The organism is Streptomyces sp. NPDC026538 (genome assembly GCF_055567535.1).
In genome coordinates this window covers 1-17245 of sequence record NZ_JBVHQG010000001.1, presented here as the reverse complement: position 1 = coordinate 17245, position 17245 = coordinate 1, and the positions used below count along the sequence as shown (strand labels likewise).

At 70.6% G+C, this 17245-nt stretch carries 16 protein-coding genes; 8 read left to right on the top strand and 8 right to left on the bottom strand.

Going from position 1 to position 17245, the window contains the following annotated elements:
- Positions 1-106 precede the first annotated feature (106 nt).
- Positions 107-2128 carry a streptophobe family protein gene (locus ACZ4N4_RS00080; RefSeq protein WP_467582696.1) on the bottom strand — a complete coding sequence of 674 codons (2022 nt, stop codon included), beginning with the start codon at positions 2126-2128 and terminating at the stop codon, positions 107-109.
- A gap of 232 nt (positions 2129-2360) precedes the next feature.
- On the opposite strand from ACZ4N4_RS00080, the gene ACZ4N4_RS00075 reads away from it, so the two are divergent.
- Entirely contained in the window at positions 2361-4889 is a 2529-nt protein-coding gene (locus ACZ4N4_RS00075) for an ABC transporter ATP-binding protein/permease (protein WP_453573710.1), read from the top strand.
- Positions 4890-4971: 82 nt separating this feature from the next.
- Here the strand turns inward: ACZ4N4_RS00075 and ACZ4N4_RS00070 are convergent, their stop codons facing one another.
- From ACZ4N4_RS00070 to ACZ4N4_RS00060, 3 genes are all read right to left on the bottom strand, one after another.
- A complete protein-coding gene (locus ACZ4N4_RS00070; RefSeq protein ID WP_467582693.1) occupies positions 4972-5838 on the bottom strand; it encodes a transglycosylase SLT domain-containing protein in 867 nt (288 codons plus the stop codon).
- Positions 5839-6135: 297 nt separating this feature from the next.
- Complete coding sequence (locus tag ACZ4N4_RS00065) at positions 6136-7218, bottom strand: S-adenosylmethionine:tRNA ribosyltransferase-isomerase (protein ID WP_467582690.1); 1083 nt, start codon at positions 7216-7218, stop codon at positions 6136-6138.
- Complete coding sequence (locus ACZ4N4_RS00060) at positions 7215-7910, bottom strand: SDR family NAD(P)-dependent oxidoreductase (protein ID WP_467582687.1); 696 nt, start codon at positions 7908-7910, stop codon at positions 7215-7217. Before ACZ4N4_RS00060 ends, ACZ4N4_RS00065 begins: the two co-directional genes overlap by 4 nt.
- Positions 7911-8135: 225 nt before the next feature.
- Here ACZ4N4_RS00060 and ACZ4N4_RS00055 point away from each other — a divergent pair, with 225 nt between their 5' ends.
- The 3 genes from ACZ4N4_RS00055 (at position 8136) to ACZ4N4_RS00045 (ending at position 10333) form a co-directional block, all read left to right on the top strand.
- The gene (locus tag ACZ4N4_RS00055) at positions 8136-9281 is read left to right on the top strand and encodes a GAF domain-containing sensor histidine kinase (RefSeq protein WP_453573699.1); all 1146 of its coding nucleotides are present in this window, start codon (positions 8136-8138) and stop codon (positions 9279-9281) included.
- A complete protein-coding gene (locus tag ACZ4N4_RS00050) occupies positions 9274-9915 on the top strand; it encodes a response regulator (protein WP_450763171.1) in 642 nt (213 codons plus the stop codon). Before ACZ4N4_RS00055 ends, ACZ4N4_RS00050 begins: the two co-directional genes overlap by 8 nt.
- Before the next feature lie 169 nt (positions 9916-10084).
- On the top strand, positions 10085-10333 hold the full coding sequence (locus tag ACZ4N4_RS00045) for a chaplin (RefSeq protein ID WP_365283670.1): 249 nt from the start codon (positions 10085-10087) through the stop codon (positions 10331-10333).
- Between the two features lie 249 nt (positions 10334-10582).
- Here the strand turns inward: ACZ4N4_RS00045 and ACZ4N4_RS00040 are convergent, their stop codons facing one another.
- A complete protein-coding gene (locus ACZ4N4_RS00040; protein ID WP_467582683.1) occupies positions 10583-11368 on the bottom strand; it encodes a hypothetical protein in 786 nt (261 codons plus the stop codon).
- A gap of 150 nt (positions 11369-11518) precedes the next feature.
- On the opposite strand from ACZ4N4_RS00040, the gene ACZ4N4_RS00035 reads away from it, so the two are divergent.
- The 3 genes from ACZ4N4_RS00035 (at position 11519) to ACZ4N4_RS00025 (ending at position 13907) form a co-directional block, all read left to right on the top strand.
- Entirely contained in the window at positions 11519-12310 is a 792-nt protein-coding gene (locus ACZ4N4_RS00035; protein WP_384484360.1) for an ABC transporter ATP-binding protein, read from the top strand.
- 84 nt (positions 12311-12394) lie between these two features.
- The gene (locus ACZ4N4_RS00030) at positions 12395-12826 is read left to right on the top strand and encodes an NfeD family protein (RefSeq protein WP_362568513.1); all 432 of its coding nucleotides are present in this window, start codon (positions 12395-12397) and stop codon (positions 12824-12826) included.
- 130 nt (positions 12827-12956) lie between these two features.
- A complete protein-coding gene (locus tag ACZ4N4_RS00025; RefSeq protein ID WP_384988304.1) occupies positions 12957-13907 on the top strand; it encodes an SPFH domain-containing protein in 951 nt (316 codons plus the stop codon).
- A gap of 128 nt (positions 13908-14035) precedes the next feature.
- On the opposite strand, the gene ACZ4N4_RS00020 is transcribed toward ACZ4N4_RS00025, so the two are convergent.
- From ACZ4N4_RS00020 to ACZ4N4_RS00010, 3 genes are all read right to left on the bottom strand, one after another.
- Positions 14036-14545, bottom strand: a complete 510-nt coding sequence (locus tag ACZ4N4_RS00020) for an HNH endonuclease (protein ID WP_360481358.1) — start codon at positions 14543-14545, stop codon at positions 14036-14038.
- A 167-nt stretch (positions 14546-14712) separates the two neighbouring features.
- Complete coding sequence (locus tag ACZ4N4_RS00015; RefSeq protein ID WP_467582678.1) at positions 14713-15252, bottom strand: YbhB/YbcL family Raf kinase inhibitor-like protein; 540 nt, start codon at positions 15250-15252, stop codon at positions 14713-14715.
- Positions 15253-15317: 65 nt separating this feature from the next.
- Positions 15318-16100, bottom strand: a complete 783-nt coding sequence (locus ACZ4N4_RS00010) for a sporulation protein (RefSeq protein WP_450763184.1) — start codon at positions 16098-16100, stop codon at positions 15318-15320.
- A 136-nt stretch (positions 16101-16236) separates the two neighbouring features.
- Between ACZ4N4_RS00010 and ACZ4N4_RS00005 the strand changes: the two genes are divergently transcribed.
- Positions 16237-16887 (top strand): DNA-3-methyladenine glycosylase, encoded by a 651-nt coding sequence (locus ACZ4N4_RS00005; protein ID WP_450763186.1) that lies wholly within the window; start codon positions 16237-16239, stop codon positions 16885-16887.
- Positions 16888-17245: the final 358 nt, after the last annotated feature.

The window sequence follows — 17245 nt, the reverse complement described above, 5'->3', positions numbered from 1 at the left end:
GCGGCATACTCCCGGCCCGCGCCTTCACACACAGTTCAGCGCCGCTCCACGCACGGTCCGGACGCCTTGGCGACACCGCCGAGACGAGGCTCGGCGGTGAGGAGCCTCACCGATGGGGCCGCCTGGGGGGTGGCGGGGGAGGAGGAGGGGGAGGCGGGCCCGTGTCCGGGCCGTCCGGCCGCCGCACCCCTGGTCCGCGCCGTGGCGAGTGGGGCGGCGGGTCGACCGGCCGCGCCATGGTGGGTGCGCCGTACACGTCACCGGCATCGGGCGGTGTGCCAGAGGGGTCACCGCCGCCGTCGCGCGGCCACTCCTCCGACGACCCCGGAGCGCCGCCCGCCCGGCCGCCCGCCTGCGGCTGACTGTCGTACGGCCCCGCCGGATCCCGGGGTTCCTGCGGTCCCTCGGACCAGCGGCCCCGACCGTCTCCCGGCCGGGAATCCCGCGGTTCCCAGGCATCCCCAGGTCGACCGCCCCGTCCGCCCCCAGCCCCGGAGCCCCGCGGCGCGTCGGGCCAGGGTTCCCGGTCGCCGCTCCCTGGCTCCCGTAGTTCGTCCGGTACCCGGAGGTAGGGATTGGTGTGCGGATTCGGCGGGCGGTACGGAGGCGTCGGCGCGTAAGGTCCCTCCCTCCCGCCGCTTCCGGGTGGTGGACCCAGCGGCTCGCCGGCCGCGTCACCCCGTGCCAACCGTGCCGTGCGCGTGCCGGCGGCGCCGGTGGCCCACGCCAGCAGCGCGCCCGCCGCCCCCGCCGCCGCACCCCACGCCGCGCCGAGAAGCAGGGCCATGCCCAGCTGCCCGTGCAGTCGGATGCCGGCGCCGAAGGCGTCGAAGCCCAGCACCGACAGGGAGGCGTCCACGGACACGTCCGTCAGCCAGGCCAGCAACGGCAGCGTGAGCGCGGTCGCGATGCCCAGCCGCACCGCGCACCGCCCGGCGAAACCGAGCGCGCCGGAACGCGAGCCCCGCGGCATCTCCGCCCCACCGGCACCGGCACCGGCACCGGCGCCACGGCCGGTCACCGGCGTCCGTACCGCCGTGAACACACCGGCCAGCAGCATCAGCAGGGCCGCGGCGATACCCAGCAGCCATACCCGTCCGTCCAGGTCGGCCAGGTGTCCCAGGGTCACCGACTGGCCGGACGGGGAGTTCAGGAGGTCGTCCAGGGGGTGCGGCAGGAACATGGTGAGGATGCCCGCCGCCCTGCCGTCGAAGGGCACGAAGAGGCCGATCGGGATGCCGAGCCAGACGCCGTTCGGGGCGCCGAGCAGGGCCGCGCCCATGATCCGGGCCGGATGCGGGTCGCCGACCGCCGCGAAGGCCGCCGCCGCCCAGCCCGCCGCGACCGCCACCAGCAGGACCGTCACCAGCGCCGAGACCGCCGGCCGTACCACCCGGTGCACCGGCTCCCAGCCGCGTGGCAGCGGAGTGCGGCGTGACGCCAGCAGGGCGATCAGCAGGATCCCGACCGACCAGCCGAGGCCGCCGAGCAGGGTCGCCGCCGTGTCCACGCTGAAGCCGACCGCCGCGTTCGCGTGCACGAGGTCGCCGAGGCGGTCCGGCAGCAGCCCGCCGACATCCCCGATGCCGGGAATCCTGAGACCCCCGCCGCCACCGCCGGTACCCGGCAGCTTGTCCAGCCCCAGCGCACCGCCGTCGATGGTCACGACCGAGTGCCCGGCCCAGGCCAGCCCGCCCAGCATCGCCACGAACAGCACCACCACCGCGCCCCCGCGGGCCAGCAGTTCGGCCGGTGCGATCACCACTCCGGCCGTGCGCAGGGACCGTAAGAAGAACCAGGACAGGAGCAGGGCTCCCACCAGACTCACACCCAGTGGCGTGATCTCGATGGCCGTGGTGGCCTGAGCCCCTTTCAGGCCGAATGCGGACAGATCTCCGTCCGGCGTGACCGAACCACCTGCCCCGAGTGCCACAACCGCCGCTGTCATCGGGCCCAGTGAGCCCGCGGCGTCGGCCCGCAGCAGATGCAGACCCAGCGCCGCGGTACCCGCCATGCCGATCAACGCCCAGCTCACCGCGGCGATCGCGGACAGCAGGATGTCGCCCCACGGCAGCCGCGCGCCGTGCCCCGTGTTCTCGACTCCCGTGCCGGACGTGCCAGAACCCATCGCCGACCCCCCGATCCGCGGACGCGCCGGGTCGCTCCGCCGCGCTTGTCCCCCTCGCGTGGATTACCACTCTCCGGCCCGGTTTCAACCCCGTCAACGGAAAGAGTTGAAGCGCTCGTAAGAGGCCTCCGCAAGGCCCGACTTCCGGTCAGAGGGCCGAGCCTGAAATAGTTCCCGACGATGTTCGACATCCCTAGACTCCCTGTGATGGGGGTAACTCGGGGGACTACTCATGGGGCTTGGAGTGCCGGAACTCGTACTGGAATCAGACGGACGCACCTGGACGCTCGACCCGTCCAGGTCATACACCCTCGGACGCGATCCGCAGGGGGACCTCGTGTTCGACGACGCCAGGGTCTCCTGGCGGCACGCCACGATCAGCTTCGACGGCCGCAGTTGGGTCATCGAGGACCACGGCAGTACCAACGGCACCTTCGTGCAGAGCCAGCGGGTCCAGCGGACCGAGATCGGCCCGGGCTCGGCCGTACACCTGGGCAACGCGAACGACGGACCGCGGCTCAACCTGTCCGGCACGGCCGCGGTGGCCCGGCCCCAGCCTCAGCAGCAGCCGTACGCGGCGCAGGGCGCGGGCGGCCCGGGCTGGTCCCAGCCGCCGGCTGCGCAGCCATCGGCTCCGCAACAGGACTGGCAGCAGGCCTCGCCGGCGATCCCGCAGCAGCAGGGCGCCCCGGCCATGGCCTCCGGTGGTGGCGCGGGGGCGCCGCCGGTCTACGGCGACCGCAGCCCGACCACGTTCCACCAGTTCTCCATCGGCCGTGTGATGCGCATCGGCCGTGCCCTGGAGAACGAGCTGGTCGTGTCCGATCTGCAGGTCTCGCGCCACCACGCGGAGTTCCACTCCACGCCGGACGGCCGCATGGAGATCCGCGACCTGGGCTCGCACAACGGCACGTACGTCAACGGTGTCGCGATCGCCAAGGGCGGCACCGCGCTGCTCGGCCAGAACGACATCGTCGGCGTCGGCCACTCCACCTTCCGGATCGTCGGCGACCGGTTGGAGGAGTTCGTCGACACCGGTGAAGTCTCCTTCTCCGCACGGCACCTGACGGTCACGGTCGACGGCGGCAAGCAGATCCTCAAGGACGTGTCCTTCGGCGTCCCGGAGAAGTCCGTGATCGCGGTCATCGGTCCTTCGGGATCCGGCAAGTCGACCCTGCTCAAGGCACTCACCGGCTACCGCCCCGCCAACGAGGGCGAGGTGCTGTACGACAACCGCAACCTGTACAAACAGTTCGCCGAGTTGCGCCAGCGCATCGGTCTGGTCCCGCAGGACGACATCCTGCACAAGGAGCTGACCGTCAAGAAGGCCCTCAAGTACGCGGCCAAGCTGCGCTTCCCGGCCGACACCACCGGGCAGGAGCGCGACGACCGCATCGACGAGGTGCTGCGCGAGCTGAAGCTCGACATCCACAAGGACAAGAAGGTCACGTCCCTCTCGGGCGGCCAGCGCAAGCGGGTCTCGGTGGCCCTGGAGCTGCTCACCAAGCCGTCGCTGATCTTCCTCGACGAGCCCACCTCGGGTCTCGACCCGGGTATGGACCGCGATGTCATGCAGCTGCTGCGCGGCCTCGCCGACGACGGCCGCACGGTCCTCGTCGTCACCCACTCGGTGGCCGAGCTGGCGCTGTGCGACAAGCTCCTGGTGATGGCGCCGGGCGGTGCGGTCGCCTACTTCGGCCCGCCCGAGGAGGCGCTGAACTTCTTCGGCTACGACACCTGGGCCGATGTCTTCTCCGCCTTCGAGAACTACCGCGACTACGACTGGGCGGGCCGCTGGAAGGGCTCGCAGCACTACCAGATGTACGCCGCGGACATCGACGCGATCGCCCCGCAGTCCGTACAGATCCCCGCGATGCAGGCGATGCGGCCGAAGAAGCCGCAGAGCTGGGGGTCGCAGCTGCTGACCCTGGTGCGCCGGTACGTGGCGGTCATCGCCTCCGACAAGGGTTTCCTGCTGCTGACGGTGATCCTGCCGGCGGTGCTCGGCGCGGTCAGCCTGCTGATCGACAGTGACAAGGGTCTGCTGGTCAACCCGGTGAACTCGAAGACCGGGGTGCCGGTCCCGAACGGCACGGCGACCACGGTCCTGCTGATCCTCGCCGTCGGCGCCTGTTTCGCGGGCGCCGCGAACTCCGTGCGCGAGCTGATCAAGGAACGGGTCATCTACGAACGGGAGCGGGCGACCGGCCTGTCCCGGTCGGCGTATCTGATGTCCAAGGTGGTCGTGCTCGGCGTGATCACCGTGCTGCAGGGCCTGATGGTCGGCCTGATCGGCTTCTCCAGCCGCGAGATCCCCGGCGAGGGCGTGGTCCTCGGCCACTCCACCCTCTTCGAGCTCTGTATCCCGATCATGGGGCTCGGCTTCACCTCGATGATGTTCGGCCTGGTCATCTCCTCGCTGGTGAAGACGTCCGAGAAGACCATGCCGCTGCTGGTGATGTTCGCGATCATCCAGGTCGTCTTCACGGGCTGTCTGTTCAACCTGAACGGAGCGGTCGGCGTCAACCAGGTCTCGTACCTGATGCCGTCCCGCTGGGCGGTGGGCGCCGACGGCGCCACGCTGGACTTCAACAACATCGCGCCCAACACCGACGACCCGACCAGCACGGACCCGCTGTGGAACCACACGGCCGGCGCCTGGACCATGGACATGGCCGCGTTGATCGTCCTCGGGGTGATCTGCGGCTTCCTGGTGGCCCGCTTCCTGCGCCGCCACGAGCCCGAGGTCATGCGCAAGTAGTCGCCCGTACGACGCCGAAGGGCGGCACCCCGCAGTGGGGGTGCCGCCCTTCGGCGTCGGCGAGAAGAGGTCCGCGCAGGCCTCAGTACGCGCTGTTGACGTTGTCGATCGAGCCGTACCGGTGCGCCGCGTAGTTGGCGGCCGCGGTGATGTTGGCTACCGGGTCGTAGATGTTCCAGGACGTGCCGTTGACGTGGTACGTGGCGAAGGTCGGCGGGATGACCTGCAGCAGCCCCTTGGAGGGGATGCCGTTGATGGCGTTGATGTCCCAGTTGTTGATGGCGTTCGGGTTGCCGGAGGACTCCCGCATGATGTTGCGGTGCAGGCCGTTGTAGGAGCCCGGGATGCCCTTGGCGTTCATGATGTCGAGGGCCTGGCGGATCCAGCCGTCGAGGGTGTTCGAGTAGGTCTTCGCGGCGACCTGCTGGATCTGCGGGCGCTGCGCGGACCGGCTCGCGGCCTGCTTGGCGGCGTGCTTCACGTGCGCGGCGTGGGCGGCCTGCTTGGCGGCGGCCTCGACGTGCTTCACGTGGGCGGTGTGGGCGGCCTTGACCTTGGCGGTGTGGGCCGCGTGGGCCTTCTTCACGTGCGCCGTGTGGGCCGCGTGCGCCGCCTGGACCTTCTTGACGTGGGCCACGTGCAGGGCGTGGGCCTGCTTCACGTGGGCCAGGTGCCGGGTGTGGGGCGTGGCCGCCTTCTTCTTGGCGGCGATCGCCTCGACCTTGACGTTCTGCATGGCGAGCTGGTCGGTGACCGTGCCCTTGACGTCCTTGATCTGCTCCGTGCCGTAGGCCACCCGGGCCGCGGCCTGGGGGGCCCCGGTCGCGACGGTCTCCGCGCTGCTGGGCACGGCGGAGAAGGCGAGGGCGGCGGCGCCGAGCGTGGCGACACCGGCGAGCGCGATCTTGTGATGCTTGGTCAGCGTGGGACTGTGGGCGTGCTTGGGCATAGCAGTGGACCTCTTCGAATAGCGCGGAGGTCGCTCGTTGTCCGCGGGGGAGACCGGCTCCTCCTGCACGAACACCGCGGGGGGAATCCGCGGTGCTGAGCGACGAGAGCAATTCTTAGCGGCCGCAAAATTCCCTGGCAAAGGTGTGACGTACGATCCGCGGTAGTACACCCCGGAAGGGCAAAACGGGACAGACTAGGTCGTCTGTCCCGTTCACCGCAGGACCCTTTATCTCCTATGTCCGTTCGTACGTGATGTGCGCCCTATGTGCGGCCTCACATCGGCGGGACATGAATCTCACCGGGAGTTGCTCTCGCAATGCTCTGCGTGAGGGCTCTCCTCCGGCAGGATGAGGTGCGCATCGCCGAACTCGTGCCACAGGTAGAGCCCGCTCAGCGCCTCCTCGTAGCTGCGGTCGATCGCGGCCCGCCCCGCGACCGCCTCCAGCATCAGCAGATGCGAGGCCTCCGGCTCGTGCAGCCCCGTCAGCAGCCCGTCCACCACCCGCACCCCGCGCCCGGGCGTCACGACGAGCTCCGTCCAGCCCTCGGCCGCCCGCACCACCCCGTCGGCGCCCGCGGCCGACTCCACGGCCCGCACGGCCGTCGTCCCGACGGCGACGACCCGCCTGCCGCCCGCCCTGGCCGCGTTGATCAGCCGCGCCGACGCGGCCGGAACGGCGAAACGTTCCGCGTACGGCGGCTCGTGCGCCTCCGCCGACGACACCCCCGTGTGCAGCGTGATCGGCGCGAACTGCACGCCCCGGCTCACCAGCTCCGCCACCAGCCGCGCGGTGAAGGGCCGCGCCGCACTCGGCATCTCCGCACTCCCGGCTCCGTCGGCCGAGGGCAGCGCGAACACCGTCTGGTAGACGGACAGCGGCTGGTCCCGCTCCGTATAGGAGTAACGAATGGGCCGCCCGTGCTCCCGCAGCATCCCCGGCACGTCCCCCGAGGCCCGCGCCCACCACAGCCGCTCGCCCCGCGCACTCAGCGGCTCCGTCAGGACCAGCCGGCCGCCCCCGGGCAGCCGCACCTCACTCCCCGCGGACGCGCCCGCACGCGCGCGTGTCGTCCCCCTGCCGTCCGGCTCCCGCAGCTCGACGGCCCACCGCCCGTCGTCCCCGCGGGTGGAGAAGTGCACCACCACGCGCGCGTGTCCGATCCGTCCGTCCACGGCGGCCGCCAGCGTCGGCGAGGTGTTCACGACCAGCAGGTCCCCGGCCCGCAGCAGCACCGGCAGCTCGGCGAAGGCGTGATGCGACACCTCCGTCCCGCGCGACACCAGCAGCCGTACGGCATCCCGCTCCAGCCCCGGCCCGCGCTGCTCGGCCGGCACCCGCGCGGACAACTCCTCCGGCACCCGCAGAGCTGTCGTCATCGTCCCTCCACCAGAGCCGGCGCCCCGTACCGGCCGCTCGCCGGACGCTCGTCGAGCAACCGCAGGAACGCCGGTACGACGCTCTCCGGTGCCGGCCGTGGGTCGTCGTCGTCCGGTACGGCCGCCGCGTACAGGCCGGTCGCCATGTCCCCGGGATCCACCGCCCACACCCGCAGCCCCGGCTCCTCCACCCCGAGCACCGCCGCCAGCTGGTCCAGGGCGGCCTTCGAGGCGCCGTACCCGCCCCAGGTCTCGTACGCCTCCGCGCCCGCGTCCGAGCTGACCGCGATCACCGCCCCCGCCGCCGACTCCCGCAGCAGCGGCAGCGCCTCCTGGGCCAGGCCCAGCGCGGCCACCACATTCACCTCCAGCGCCCGGCGCAGCCCCGCCAGGGGCAGCTCGCCGAGACGCACCAGCGGCTCGGCACCCAGCGCGCTGGCGTTGCTCACCAGCAGGTCCAGCCCGCCCAGCCGGCGCGCCGCGGCCACCAGCTCGGCCCGGTGCCCGGCGTCCGTGACGTCGCCGGGCAGCGCCGCCACCCGCGTCCCGGCCCCCGCGACGGCCTCCGCCGCCTCTTTGAGCGCCCCCACACCCCTGGCGTCCAGCACCAGGTCCCAACCCCGCGCCGCCAGCGCCTCCGCCAGCGCACGCCCCAGTCCCTTCGACGCCCCCGTGATGATCGCTACCGGCATGACAACCGTCCCCTCGGCTCCGTCCGCCCGCGTCGGCGGTGACCTCAACCTAGGAACGGCACCGCCCCGGCCGCCTCGGACGCGGGGCGCAATCCGGCGGGGCCCTTAGGACTACGCCGCCGGTCCGGGGCCTGCGCCCTAGGACCCGGGACCTACGGCCATTGGCCCGCTCCCCGCCACCATCGGCCGATCCGCGGTGTCACACCCCGCCGGTACCGTGAGGGCATGAGTCAAGGTCCCCGGTCCGGCCTCGCCGCGGTCAGCGCCGCGCTGCTGGCCATGAGCAGGCACCTGGAGGTGCGCGACGTCCTCAAGACGATCGTCGCCTCCGCCCGTGAGCTGCTCGACGCGCAGTACGCCGCGCTCGGGGTCCCCGACGACCACGGCGGCTTCGCCCAGTTCGTCGTCGACGGTGTCACCGACGCCCAGTGGAAGGCCATCGGCCCGCTCCCGCGCCAGCACGGCATCCTCGCCGCGATGCTCCACGAGGCGAAGGTCGAGCGGCTCGCCGACGTCCGCAAGGACCCCCGCTTCGAGGGCTGGCCGTCGGCGCACCCCGAGATGTCCGACTTCCTGGGCCTGCCGATCCGGGACGGCGACGAGATCATCGGCGCGTTGTTCCTGGCCAACAAGGACTGCCGGAAACCCGAGGGCGGCTGCGGCTTCACCGCCGAGGACGAGGAACTGCTCTCCATCCTCGCCCAGCACGCCGCGATCGCCCTCACCAACGCCCGCCTCTACGAGCGCAGCCGCGAGCTGACCATCGCCGAGGAACGCTCCCGGCTCGCCCACGAGCTGCACGACGCGGTGAGCCAGAAACTCTTCTCCCTGCGCCTGACCGCCCAGGCCGCCGCCGCCCTGGTCGACCGCGACCCCTCCCGCGCCAAGGGTGAGTTGCAGCAGGTGGCCGCGCTCGCCGCCGAGGCCACCGACGAACTGCGCGCGGCCGTCGTGGAGCTGCGCCCCGCCGCCCTCGACGAGGACGGACTGGTCGCCACCCTCCGCACCCAGATCCAGGTCCTCGACCGCGCCCACGCCGCGCGCGTGACCTTCGCCGCCAGTGGCGTCCGCGCCCTGCCCGCCGCCCAGGAGGAGGCGCTGCTCCGGGTGGCCCAGGAAGCCCTGCACAACGCCCTGCGGCACTCCGGCGCCGAGCACGTCGACGTGACCGTGAACCGGCGCGGCGGCGGGGCCGTGCTGCGGGTCACGGACGACGGCAGCGGCTTCGACCCGCACCTCACCCGCAGTGCCGGACGCCACCTCGGCCTGGTCTCCATGCGGGACCGGGCGAGCGGGGCCGGCGGCACGCTGACCGTGGAATCGGCGCCCGGCAAGGGCACCACGATCGAGATGGAGGTCCCCGGTGGCTGACGCGATCAGGGTCCTGCTGGTCGACGACCACCAGGTCGTCCGCCGGGGCCTGCGTACCTTCCTGGAGGTCCAGGACGACATAGAGGTCGTCGGCGAGGCCGCCGACGGCGCCGAAGGGGTCGAGCGCGCCCAGGAGCTGAGCCCCGACGTCGTCCTCATGGACGTCAAGATGCCCGGCATGGACGGCGTGGAGGCTTTGCGCCGGCTCCGCGAGCTCGACAACCCCGCGCGCGTGCTCATCGTCACCAGCTTCACCGAGCAGCGCACGGTGGTCCCGGCGCTGCGCGCCGGCGCCGCCGGATACGTCTACAAGGACGTCGATCCCGACGCGCTCGCCACCGCCATCCGCTCGGTGTACGCGGGGCACGTCCTGCTCCAGCCCGAGGTGGCCGGCGCCCTGCTCTCCCAGGAGGAGGCCAACTCCGGCCAGGGCAGGGGAGGGTCGCTCACCGAGCGGGAGCGCGAGGTGCTCGGGCTGATCGCCGACGGCCGCTCCAACCGTGAGATAGCACGCGCCCTGGTGCTCTCCGAGAAGACCGTCAAGACGCACGTCTCGAACATCCTGATGAAACTCGACCTCGCCGATCGCACCCAGGCCGCCCTGTGGGCCGTACGCCATGGCGTGACCGGCTGAAACGTCCTCCGGAACGCTTCACCGACGGCAACATGAAGGGTCGTCCTACGGGCTGAGATTCATACCGTCGTGGGAATGTCACCCGGACGGCGCATCCTCTCCCGGCCGTGGGCGTTCTTCAGTGCGTGCCGCGGCGACCGCCGTGGCGATCGCCAAGGAGGCTCAAGAAGTGAAGAACCTGAAGAAGGCAGCGGCCGTGACGATGGTGGCCGGCGGGATCGTGGCCGCGGGCGCGGGGATGGCCTCCGCCCACACCGGCGGCTCGCACGCCGACGGCGGGGCCCACGGCTCTCCGGGCGTCGTCTCGGGCAACGTCATCCAGGTGCCGGTGCACATCCCGGTGAACGCCGTCGGCAACAGCGTCAACGTCATCGGCGTGCTGAACCCCGCCTTCGGCAACCTCGGCCTCAACCACTGAGACCGCGCCGCACCGCGGCATCGACCTCCGGCCTTCCGGGCGCCCCCGGAAGGCCGGTCGGCTTTCACTCCCATCGGCTTTACGGCCGACGACTCCTGGGCTGGGCGGCTCCTAGGTCCAGTGACTGTTACGCCCAATGGCCCGAACGGGCAGTCACGGCCAGACGCCCCGTACCACCCAGGACCCCTCCGGCGTTGATCAGCGCACGACCCACGGCCGGGTCGGACCCGCACACGCAGCCCGGGCGTCCTAGCGCCCCCGCTCGCGCTCCTCCACCACCGAGTTGTACGCCGCCACCTGCGCGCGCCGGGCCGTCCGCTCCACCGGCCGCAGGGCCAGCGACCGCGCCGCCATCTCCGACGCGCTCACCGCGCCCCCGTGCCCGTTCTCGTGCGCCAGCGAGATCAGCAGCCCGACCCGCTGCGCCAGCTCGAGGACCCGCACCGCCCGAGGGGGATACCCGGGGGCCAGTACCTCCCGCCCCCGCTCGGCCCGCGCCCGGTAGGCGTCGATCGCCGCCTCCGCCAACGGGCCCGACCCGGCGACGTCCATCTTCGACAAGATCTCGGTCGCGTCCCTGAGCGCCTCCGCCAGCTCCCGCTCGGCCTCGCCCAGCGACGGCACGTCCGCGGGGGGCGCCTCCCGCACCGGCAGCACATGCCAGACCACCTCGACATGCACATCACCGGCGGGACCGGCCTCGGACACCTCCGGCACCAGCCCCAACGCGGTGCCGTAACAGATCACCGCCTCCTCGGCCTCCAGAGCCCGCGCGTTGAACTCCGGCGGACCGCTCAGCCCCAGCGGATGCCCCGGCGCCGGCAGTGCCACCCGCAGCCCGGTCGCCCCGAGCGTCCGCAGCCGCCCGAGCGCCAGCGTGAGCCCGACCGGAGCGGACTCCCCGGGCAGCCCCGCCACCCGATGCACCGCGTCCTCGTCGACGATGGCGAGCACGGCGTCATCCGGAGAGACAACTCCGGCCAATAGGGCATTTCCCCAGGCGGCGAGGCGTCCTGAGCGTGGTTCCGAAAGCATGCCTCCACCCTAAGGACCGGACCGATGGAATGGAGCGCCGCACTCGTGGCGTAGATTTCATAAGGGCCGCGCCCACCGGCGCCGCCGCCCGAGCCACAGGCGTACGCGCCAGCCGAGACCGGCCACACTGCAAGGGGAGACAACGCGCTCATGAGCGATGTTCTGGAGCTTCAGGACGTATCCGTGGTCCGGGAGGGCCGGGCTCTGGTGGACCAGGTCTCCTGGTCGGTGAAGGAGGGCGAGCGCTGGGTCATCCTCGGCCCCAACGGCGCCGGCAAGACCACCCTCCTGAACATCGCCTCCAGCTACCTCTTCCCCAGCAAGGGCACCGCCACCATCCTCGGCGACACCCTCGGCAAGGTCGACGTCTTCGACCTGCGCCCCCGCATCGGTGTGGCCGGCATCGCCATGGCCGAGAAGCTCCCCAAGAGCCAGACCGTCCTGGAGACCGTGCTCACCGCCGCCTACGGCATGACCGCCCACTGGCAGGAGGAGTACGACGAGGTCGACGAGCAGCGCGCCCGCGCCTTCCTCGACCGCCTCGGCATGACCGACTACGTGGACCGGAAGTTCGGCACCCTCTCCGAGGGCGAGCGCAAGCGCACCCTGATCGCCCGCGCCCTGATGACCGACCCCGAGCTGCTGCTGCTCGACGAGCCCGCCGCCGGCCTCGACCTCGGCGGCCGCGAGGACCTGGTCCGCCGCCTCGGCAGGCTCGCCCGGGACCCGATCGCCCCCTCCATGATCATGGTCACCCACCATGTCGAGGAGATCGCCCCCGGCTTCACCCACGTCCTGATGATCCGCCAGGGCAAGGTCCTCACCGCCGGCCCGCTGGAGCTCGAACTCTCCTCCCGCAACCTCTCCCTCTGCTTCGGCCTCCCGCTCGTCGTCGAGCAGCTCGGCGACCGCTGGACGGCCCACGGACTCCCCCTGTCCTGAGGGTTCCTGACGGCTTCCTGACGGGCGCTCCGTCCCGGGAAAGCACCCTGTCGGGGGCGGCACCCGCGGCCCTACCATGACAAGGTGAACAGCATCGACGCATGGGTGTGGTGGCTCGTCGGCGCGGCGGCGCTCGGAATCCCGCTCGTGGTGACCGCGATGCCGGAGTTCGGCATGTTCGCGGTCGGCGCACTGGCCGCCGCGGCCACCGCAGGACTCGGTGCGGGCGTCGTCATCCAGGTACTCGTCTTCGTCGTCGTCTCCGTCGCCCTGATCGCCGTCGTACGCCCCATCGCAGCCCGGCACGCCGCCCAGCGACCCCAACTCGCCACGGGCATAGACGCGTTGAAGGGCAAGCAGGCCGTCGTACTGGAACGCGTCGACGGTTCCGGCGGACGGATCAAGCTGGCCGGCGAGGTCTGGTCGGCACGCTCGCTCGACACCGGGCGCGCCTACGAAGCCGGAGAGGAAGTGGATGTCGTGGAGATCGAGGGAGCCACGGCCATCGTCATCTGACCTCGTACGACGCAACTCAGCGGAAGGACTCCCGAGTTGGGCGAGGGTCTGTCAGACTCGTCCAGCAAGATCTTCGACAACCATAAGATCTGCCGAAGCGCCGAGGCGGAGAAGGGTACGGGGAGCGACGATGGAACCGGTCATCATCGTCCTGGTCATTCTGGTGGTGTTGGTCTTCATCGCCTTGATCAAGACGATCCAAGTCATCCCACAGGCGAGCGCCGCCATCGTGGAGCGCTTCGGCCGCTACACGCGGACCCTGAACGCGGGCCTGAACATCGTCGTCCCGTTCATAGACACCATCCGCAACCGCATCGACCTGCGCGAACAGGTCGTACCGTTCCCGCCCCAGCCGGTGATCACCCAGGACAACCTGGTCGTGAACATCGACACGGTCATCTACTACCAGGTCACCGACGCGCGAGCGGCCACCTACGAGGTCGCCAGCTACATCCAGGCCATCGAGCAGCTCACGGTCACCACGCTCCGCAACATCATCGGCGGCATGGACCTGGAGCGGACCCTGACCTCCCGCGAGGAGATCAACGCGGCCCTGCGCGGCGTCCTCGACGAGGCCACCGGCAAGTGGGGCATCCGCGTCAACCGCGTCGAGCTGAAGGCGATCGAGCCGCCGACCTCCATCCAGGACTCGATGGAGAAGCAGATGCGCGCCGACCGTGACAAGCGCGCCGCGATCCTCACCGCGGAAGGTACGCGGCAGGCCGCGATCCTCACCGCCGAAGGTGAGAAGCAGTCCCAGATCCTGCGCGCCGAGGGTGAGGCCAAGGCGGCCGCCCTGCGGGCCGAGGGCGAGGCGCAGGCGGTCCGCACGGTCTTCGAGGCGATCCACGCCGGCGACCCGGACCAGAAGCTCCTCTCCTACCAGTACCTCCAGATGCTCCCGAAGATCGCCGAGGGCGACGCCAACAAGCTCTGGATCGTGCCCAGCGAAATCGGGGACGCCCTCAAGGGCCTGTCCGGCGCGATGGGCAACTTCGGCAACCTGGGCGGCGGTTCGGGCGGTAGTGGCAGCGGCAGCGTCCCGGCCCAGGAACGCCGGGAGAAGCCCCACATCGACTGACGGTTCCCGAAGACGAACGATCCCCGTGCCCACCATTTTTGGGGGCGCGGGGCGCTGTTCGATTTGCGGCTCCGCCGCGTGGGCGCGAACGACCTGCAGCCGCCCGACGAACTCAGCCAGGCAGACGGCTAGGCCGCAACATCTCCGGACAGCCACTCAGGAAGCGCGGCCAAGTCCTCGGCCCCCATCGCCAACAGCATCGCATCCTGCGGCGAAGGCTCGAACGGCCTCTGAAGCAGCGGCATCCCCGCTTGCTCAGGCGTCCGGTCCGCCTTGCGGTGGTTGTCCTCCGCGCACGAGGCCACGGTGTTCAGCCAGGAGTCCTGTCCGCCCTGGGCCCGAGGCACCACGTGGTCGACGGTCGTCGCCCGCCGCCCGCAGTACGCGCACCGGTGCCGGTCCCTGACCAGCACCCCCCGCCTCGACCAGGGCGCCTGTCTCCGGAACGGCACCCGTACATAACGGCACAGCCTGATCACCCGGGGCGCGGGTATGTCCACATCCGCACCGCGCATGCGCAGTTCGGGGTGGGCCTGCTCCACGACGGCCTTGTCCTGGAGCACCAGGACGACGGCTCGATTCAAAGTCACCGTAGACAGCGGCTCGAAGCTCGCGTTCAGCACCAGCGTGTCACGCATCCAGCCCACCTCCCATGTGCACCGTGCCCACCCCCGGCGGGCTTGGATCAACTCTGGACGGGCGCGCCGAGATGGACAACGCAATAAAAACTGCCCGCCCCTGATCACTTCCAAGACCAGGGACGGGCAAACGTTCAATGAACGCTTGGCTGATTTCGCGAGGTGCGTCAGCCCTTCTCGGGGTTCTCGTACTCGCCGATCAACTGCGCACGGGCGATCGCGTGGAACCGCAGGTTGAACCCGACGACGGCAGGCGACGCGTCGGCGTCCGGACCGAGCTTCTCCTGGTCCACCGCGTACACCGTGAAGACGTACCGGTGCGGCCCGTCCCCGGGCGGCGGCGCGGCACCGCCGAAGTCCTTCGACCCGTAGTCGTTGCGCACCTGCACCACGCCATCGGGCAGGCCCTCGAACTTGCCGCTGCCCGCGCCCGCCGGCAGCTCGGTCACCGAGGCCGGGATGTCGAACACGGTCCAGTGCCAGAACCCGCTCCCTGTCGGGGCGTCCGGGTCGTAGCAGGTCACGGCGAAGCTCTTGGTCCCGGCCGGGAAGCCCTCCCACCGCAGCTGCGGCGAGGTGTTGCCCTTGGCGTAGACCTGAGCGTCCTTGAGCGTCGCCCCTTCCTCGATGTCCTCGCTCGTCACCGTGAACGACGGGACGGGCGGATGGAAGTCATGGGGGAGCGGCCGCCGCTTGAGCTCGGTCACCTCGGTACCTCCTGATCGATACTGATCGCTTACGGAAGCCGTAACGGACTCCGCGGTTCCCGAGCCTAGAACCAGTTGCGCTTGCTGCCGACCTCGGACAGCCACTGGTTGAGATAAGCCGCCCAGTCGGTCCCGTGGAAGTCGTGCAGACCCACCTGGAACGACCGGAAGGTGTCACTGCCCTCACTGAACAGCCCCGGCTTCTTGTCCATTTCGAGGATGACGTCCATGGCGTGCGCGTCCGCCACGAAGCTCAGCTCGACCTGGTTCAGCCCCCGGTACTGGGACGGCGGGTGGAACTCCACCTCCTGGTAGAACGGCAGCGTCTGCCGGGTCCCCCGGATGTGACCGCGCTCCAGGTCCGCGTTCTTGAAGCGGAAGCCCAGCTGGATGAAGGCGTCGAGGATCGCCTTCTGCGCCGGCAGCGGGTGCACGTTGATCGGGTCCAGGTCACCGGAGTCCACGGCACGCGCGATCTCCAGCTCGGTCGTCACCCCGATGTGCATCCCGCGCAGCGCCTGCCCGTCGATCATCGTGACCGGCGTCTCCCAGGGGATCTCCAGCCCGAACGGCACCGCGTGCACCGCCCCGGCCTGCAGTTCGAAGGCACCGCCGAGCCGCACCTTGCCGAAGTCGATGTTCTGCTTGAACTCCTCGTCGCCGTGCTCCACCTCGACCCGCGCCTGCAGACCGACGGACAGCCCCTGGATCTCCTGGTTCACCGACCCGCCCTGGATCCGCACCTCACCCTGGACGACGCCACCCGGCACGACGTTGATCTCGGTGAGCACCGTCTCCACGGATGCCCCACCGGCCCCCAGGCTCGCGAGCAGCTTCTTGAACCCCATGACTCTCCCTTTAAGTACGGACCCTTGATCCCTAGAAACGCGATCCGGCCGCGACCGGTTCCGGCCCACACCCTGGCAAGGAGACGAATCCTTGACCACCCCTTGGCATCCTCGGCCTGGACTAGGCTCGGACGCCATGATCGCGCCCCCGGACCGTACGTCACTCCCCAGGGACTTCTTCGACCGCCCTGTACTGGAGGTCGCCCCCGACCTCCTCGGCCGCATCCTCCTCCGCACCACCCCGGACGGTCCGATCGCGGTCCGCATCACAGAGGTGGAGGCGTACGACGGCCCGAACGACCCCGGGTCGCACGCCTATCGCGGGCCCACACCCCGCAACGAGGTGATGTTCGGTCCGCCCGGACATGTGTACGTCTACTTCACCTACGGCATGTGGTTCTGCATGAACCTCGTCTGCGGTCCGGTGGGCACCGCCAGCGCGGTCCTGCTGCGCGCCGGCGAGATCGTCGAGGGCGTCGACCTCGCACGCAAACGTCGACTTTCGGCCCGATACGACAGGGAACTGGCCAAAGGCCCGGCCCGGCTGGCCACTGCCCTGGGCGTCGACCGGGCTCTGGACGGCACGGACGCGTGTGCCGCCGGCGAGACACCGCTGCGGATGCTGACCGGTTCCCCCGTCCCCTCCGACCAGGTACGCAACGGTCCGCGCACGGGAGTCGCCGGCGAGGGAGGAAACGGTGAGGTCCATCCCTGGCGATACTGGATCGCGGATGACCCGACAGTCAGCCCCTATCGGGCCCATGTACCCCGGCGCCGCTCAAGTTGACGCGTCCCTGGAAGGTGCGTAACGTAGCCCGAGCCGCTTGAACCGGGTACGGCATTCGCCAGCAGCCGGAAGCGGCCACCCACTACCTACGACTTCCCCTGACGGGGTCGGATTCGTCGTGCCTGCATGCCCGAATTCGAACTCGCGGAACTCGATTATGAGTCTCGACGGGAATCGGCTAACGTAGTGAATGTCGAAAGGCCGACAGGCGAAAGCCGGAAAGCCCCAGACAATCCCGCCGACCGGGAATCGGACGCCGAAAGGATCTGATAGAGTCGGAAACGCAAGAACGAAGGGAAGCCCGGAGGAAAGCCCGAGAGGGTGAGTACAAAGGAAGCGACCGTTCCTTGAGAACTCA

Bases quoted from the DNA above. Each gene is read 5' to 3' on its own strand.
- ACZ4N4_RS00025 (WP_384988304.1), top strand. From the start codon at position 12,957: ATGGAACCGGTCATCATCGTCCTGGTCATTCTGGTGGTGTTGGTCTTC.
- ACZ4N4_RS00040 (WP_467582683.1), bottom strand. From the start codon at position 11,368: ATGCTTTCGGAACCACGCTCAGGACGCCTCGCCGCCTGGGGAAATGCC.
- ACZ4N4_RS00035 (WP_384484360.1), top strand. From the start codon at position 11,519: ATGAGCGATGTTCTGGAGCTTCAGGACGTATCCGTGGTCCGGGAGGGC.
- ACZ4N4_RS00060 (WP_467582687.1), bottom strand. From the start codon at position 7,910: ATGCCGGTAGCGATCATCACGGGGGCGTCGAAGGGACTGGGGCGTGCG.
- ACZ4N4_RS00080 (WP_467582696.1), bottom strand. From the start codon at position 2,128: ATGGGTTCTGGCACGTCCGGCACGGGAGTCGAGAACACGGGGCACGGC.
- ACZ4N4_RS00020 (WP_360481358.1), bottom strand. From the start codon at position 14,545: ATGCGTGACACGCTGGTGCTGAACGCGAGCTTCGAGCCGCTGTCTACG.
- ACZ4N4_RS00070 (WP_467582693.1), bottom strand. From the start codon at position 5,838: ATGCCCAAGCACGCCCACAGTCCCACGCTGACCAAGCATCACAAGATC.
- ACZ4N4_RS00055 (WP_453573699.1), top strand. From the start codon at position 8,136: ATGAGTCAAGGTCCCCGGTCCGGCCTCGCCGCGGTCAGCGCCGCGCTG.
- ACZ4N4_RS00065 (WP_467582690.1), bottom strand. From the start codon at position 7,218: ATGACGACAGCTCTGCGGGTGCCGGAGGAGTTGTCCGCGCGGGTGCCG.
- ACZ4N4_RS00075 (WP_453573710.1), top strand. From the start codon at position 2,361: ATGGGGCTTGGAGTGCCGGAACTCGTACTGGAATCAGACGGACGCACC.
- ACZ4N4_RS00010 (WP_450763184.1), bottom strand. From the start codon at position 16,100: ATGGGGTTCAAGAAGCTGCTCGCGAGCCTGGGGGCCGGTGGGGCATCC.
- ACZ4N4_RS00005 (WP_450763186.1), top strand. From the start codon at position 16,237: ATGATCGCGCCCCCGGACCGTACGTCACTCCCCAGGGACTTCTTCGAC.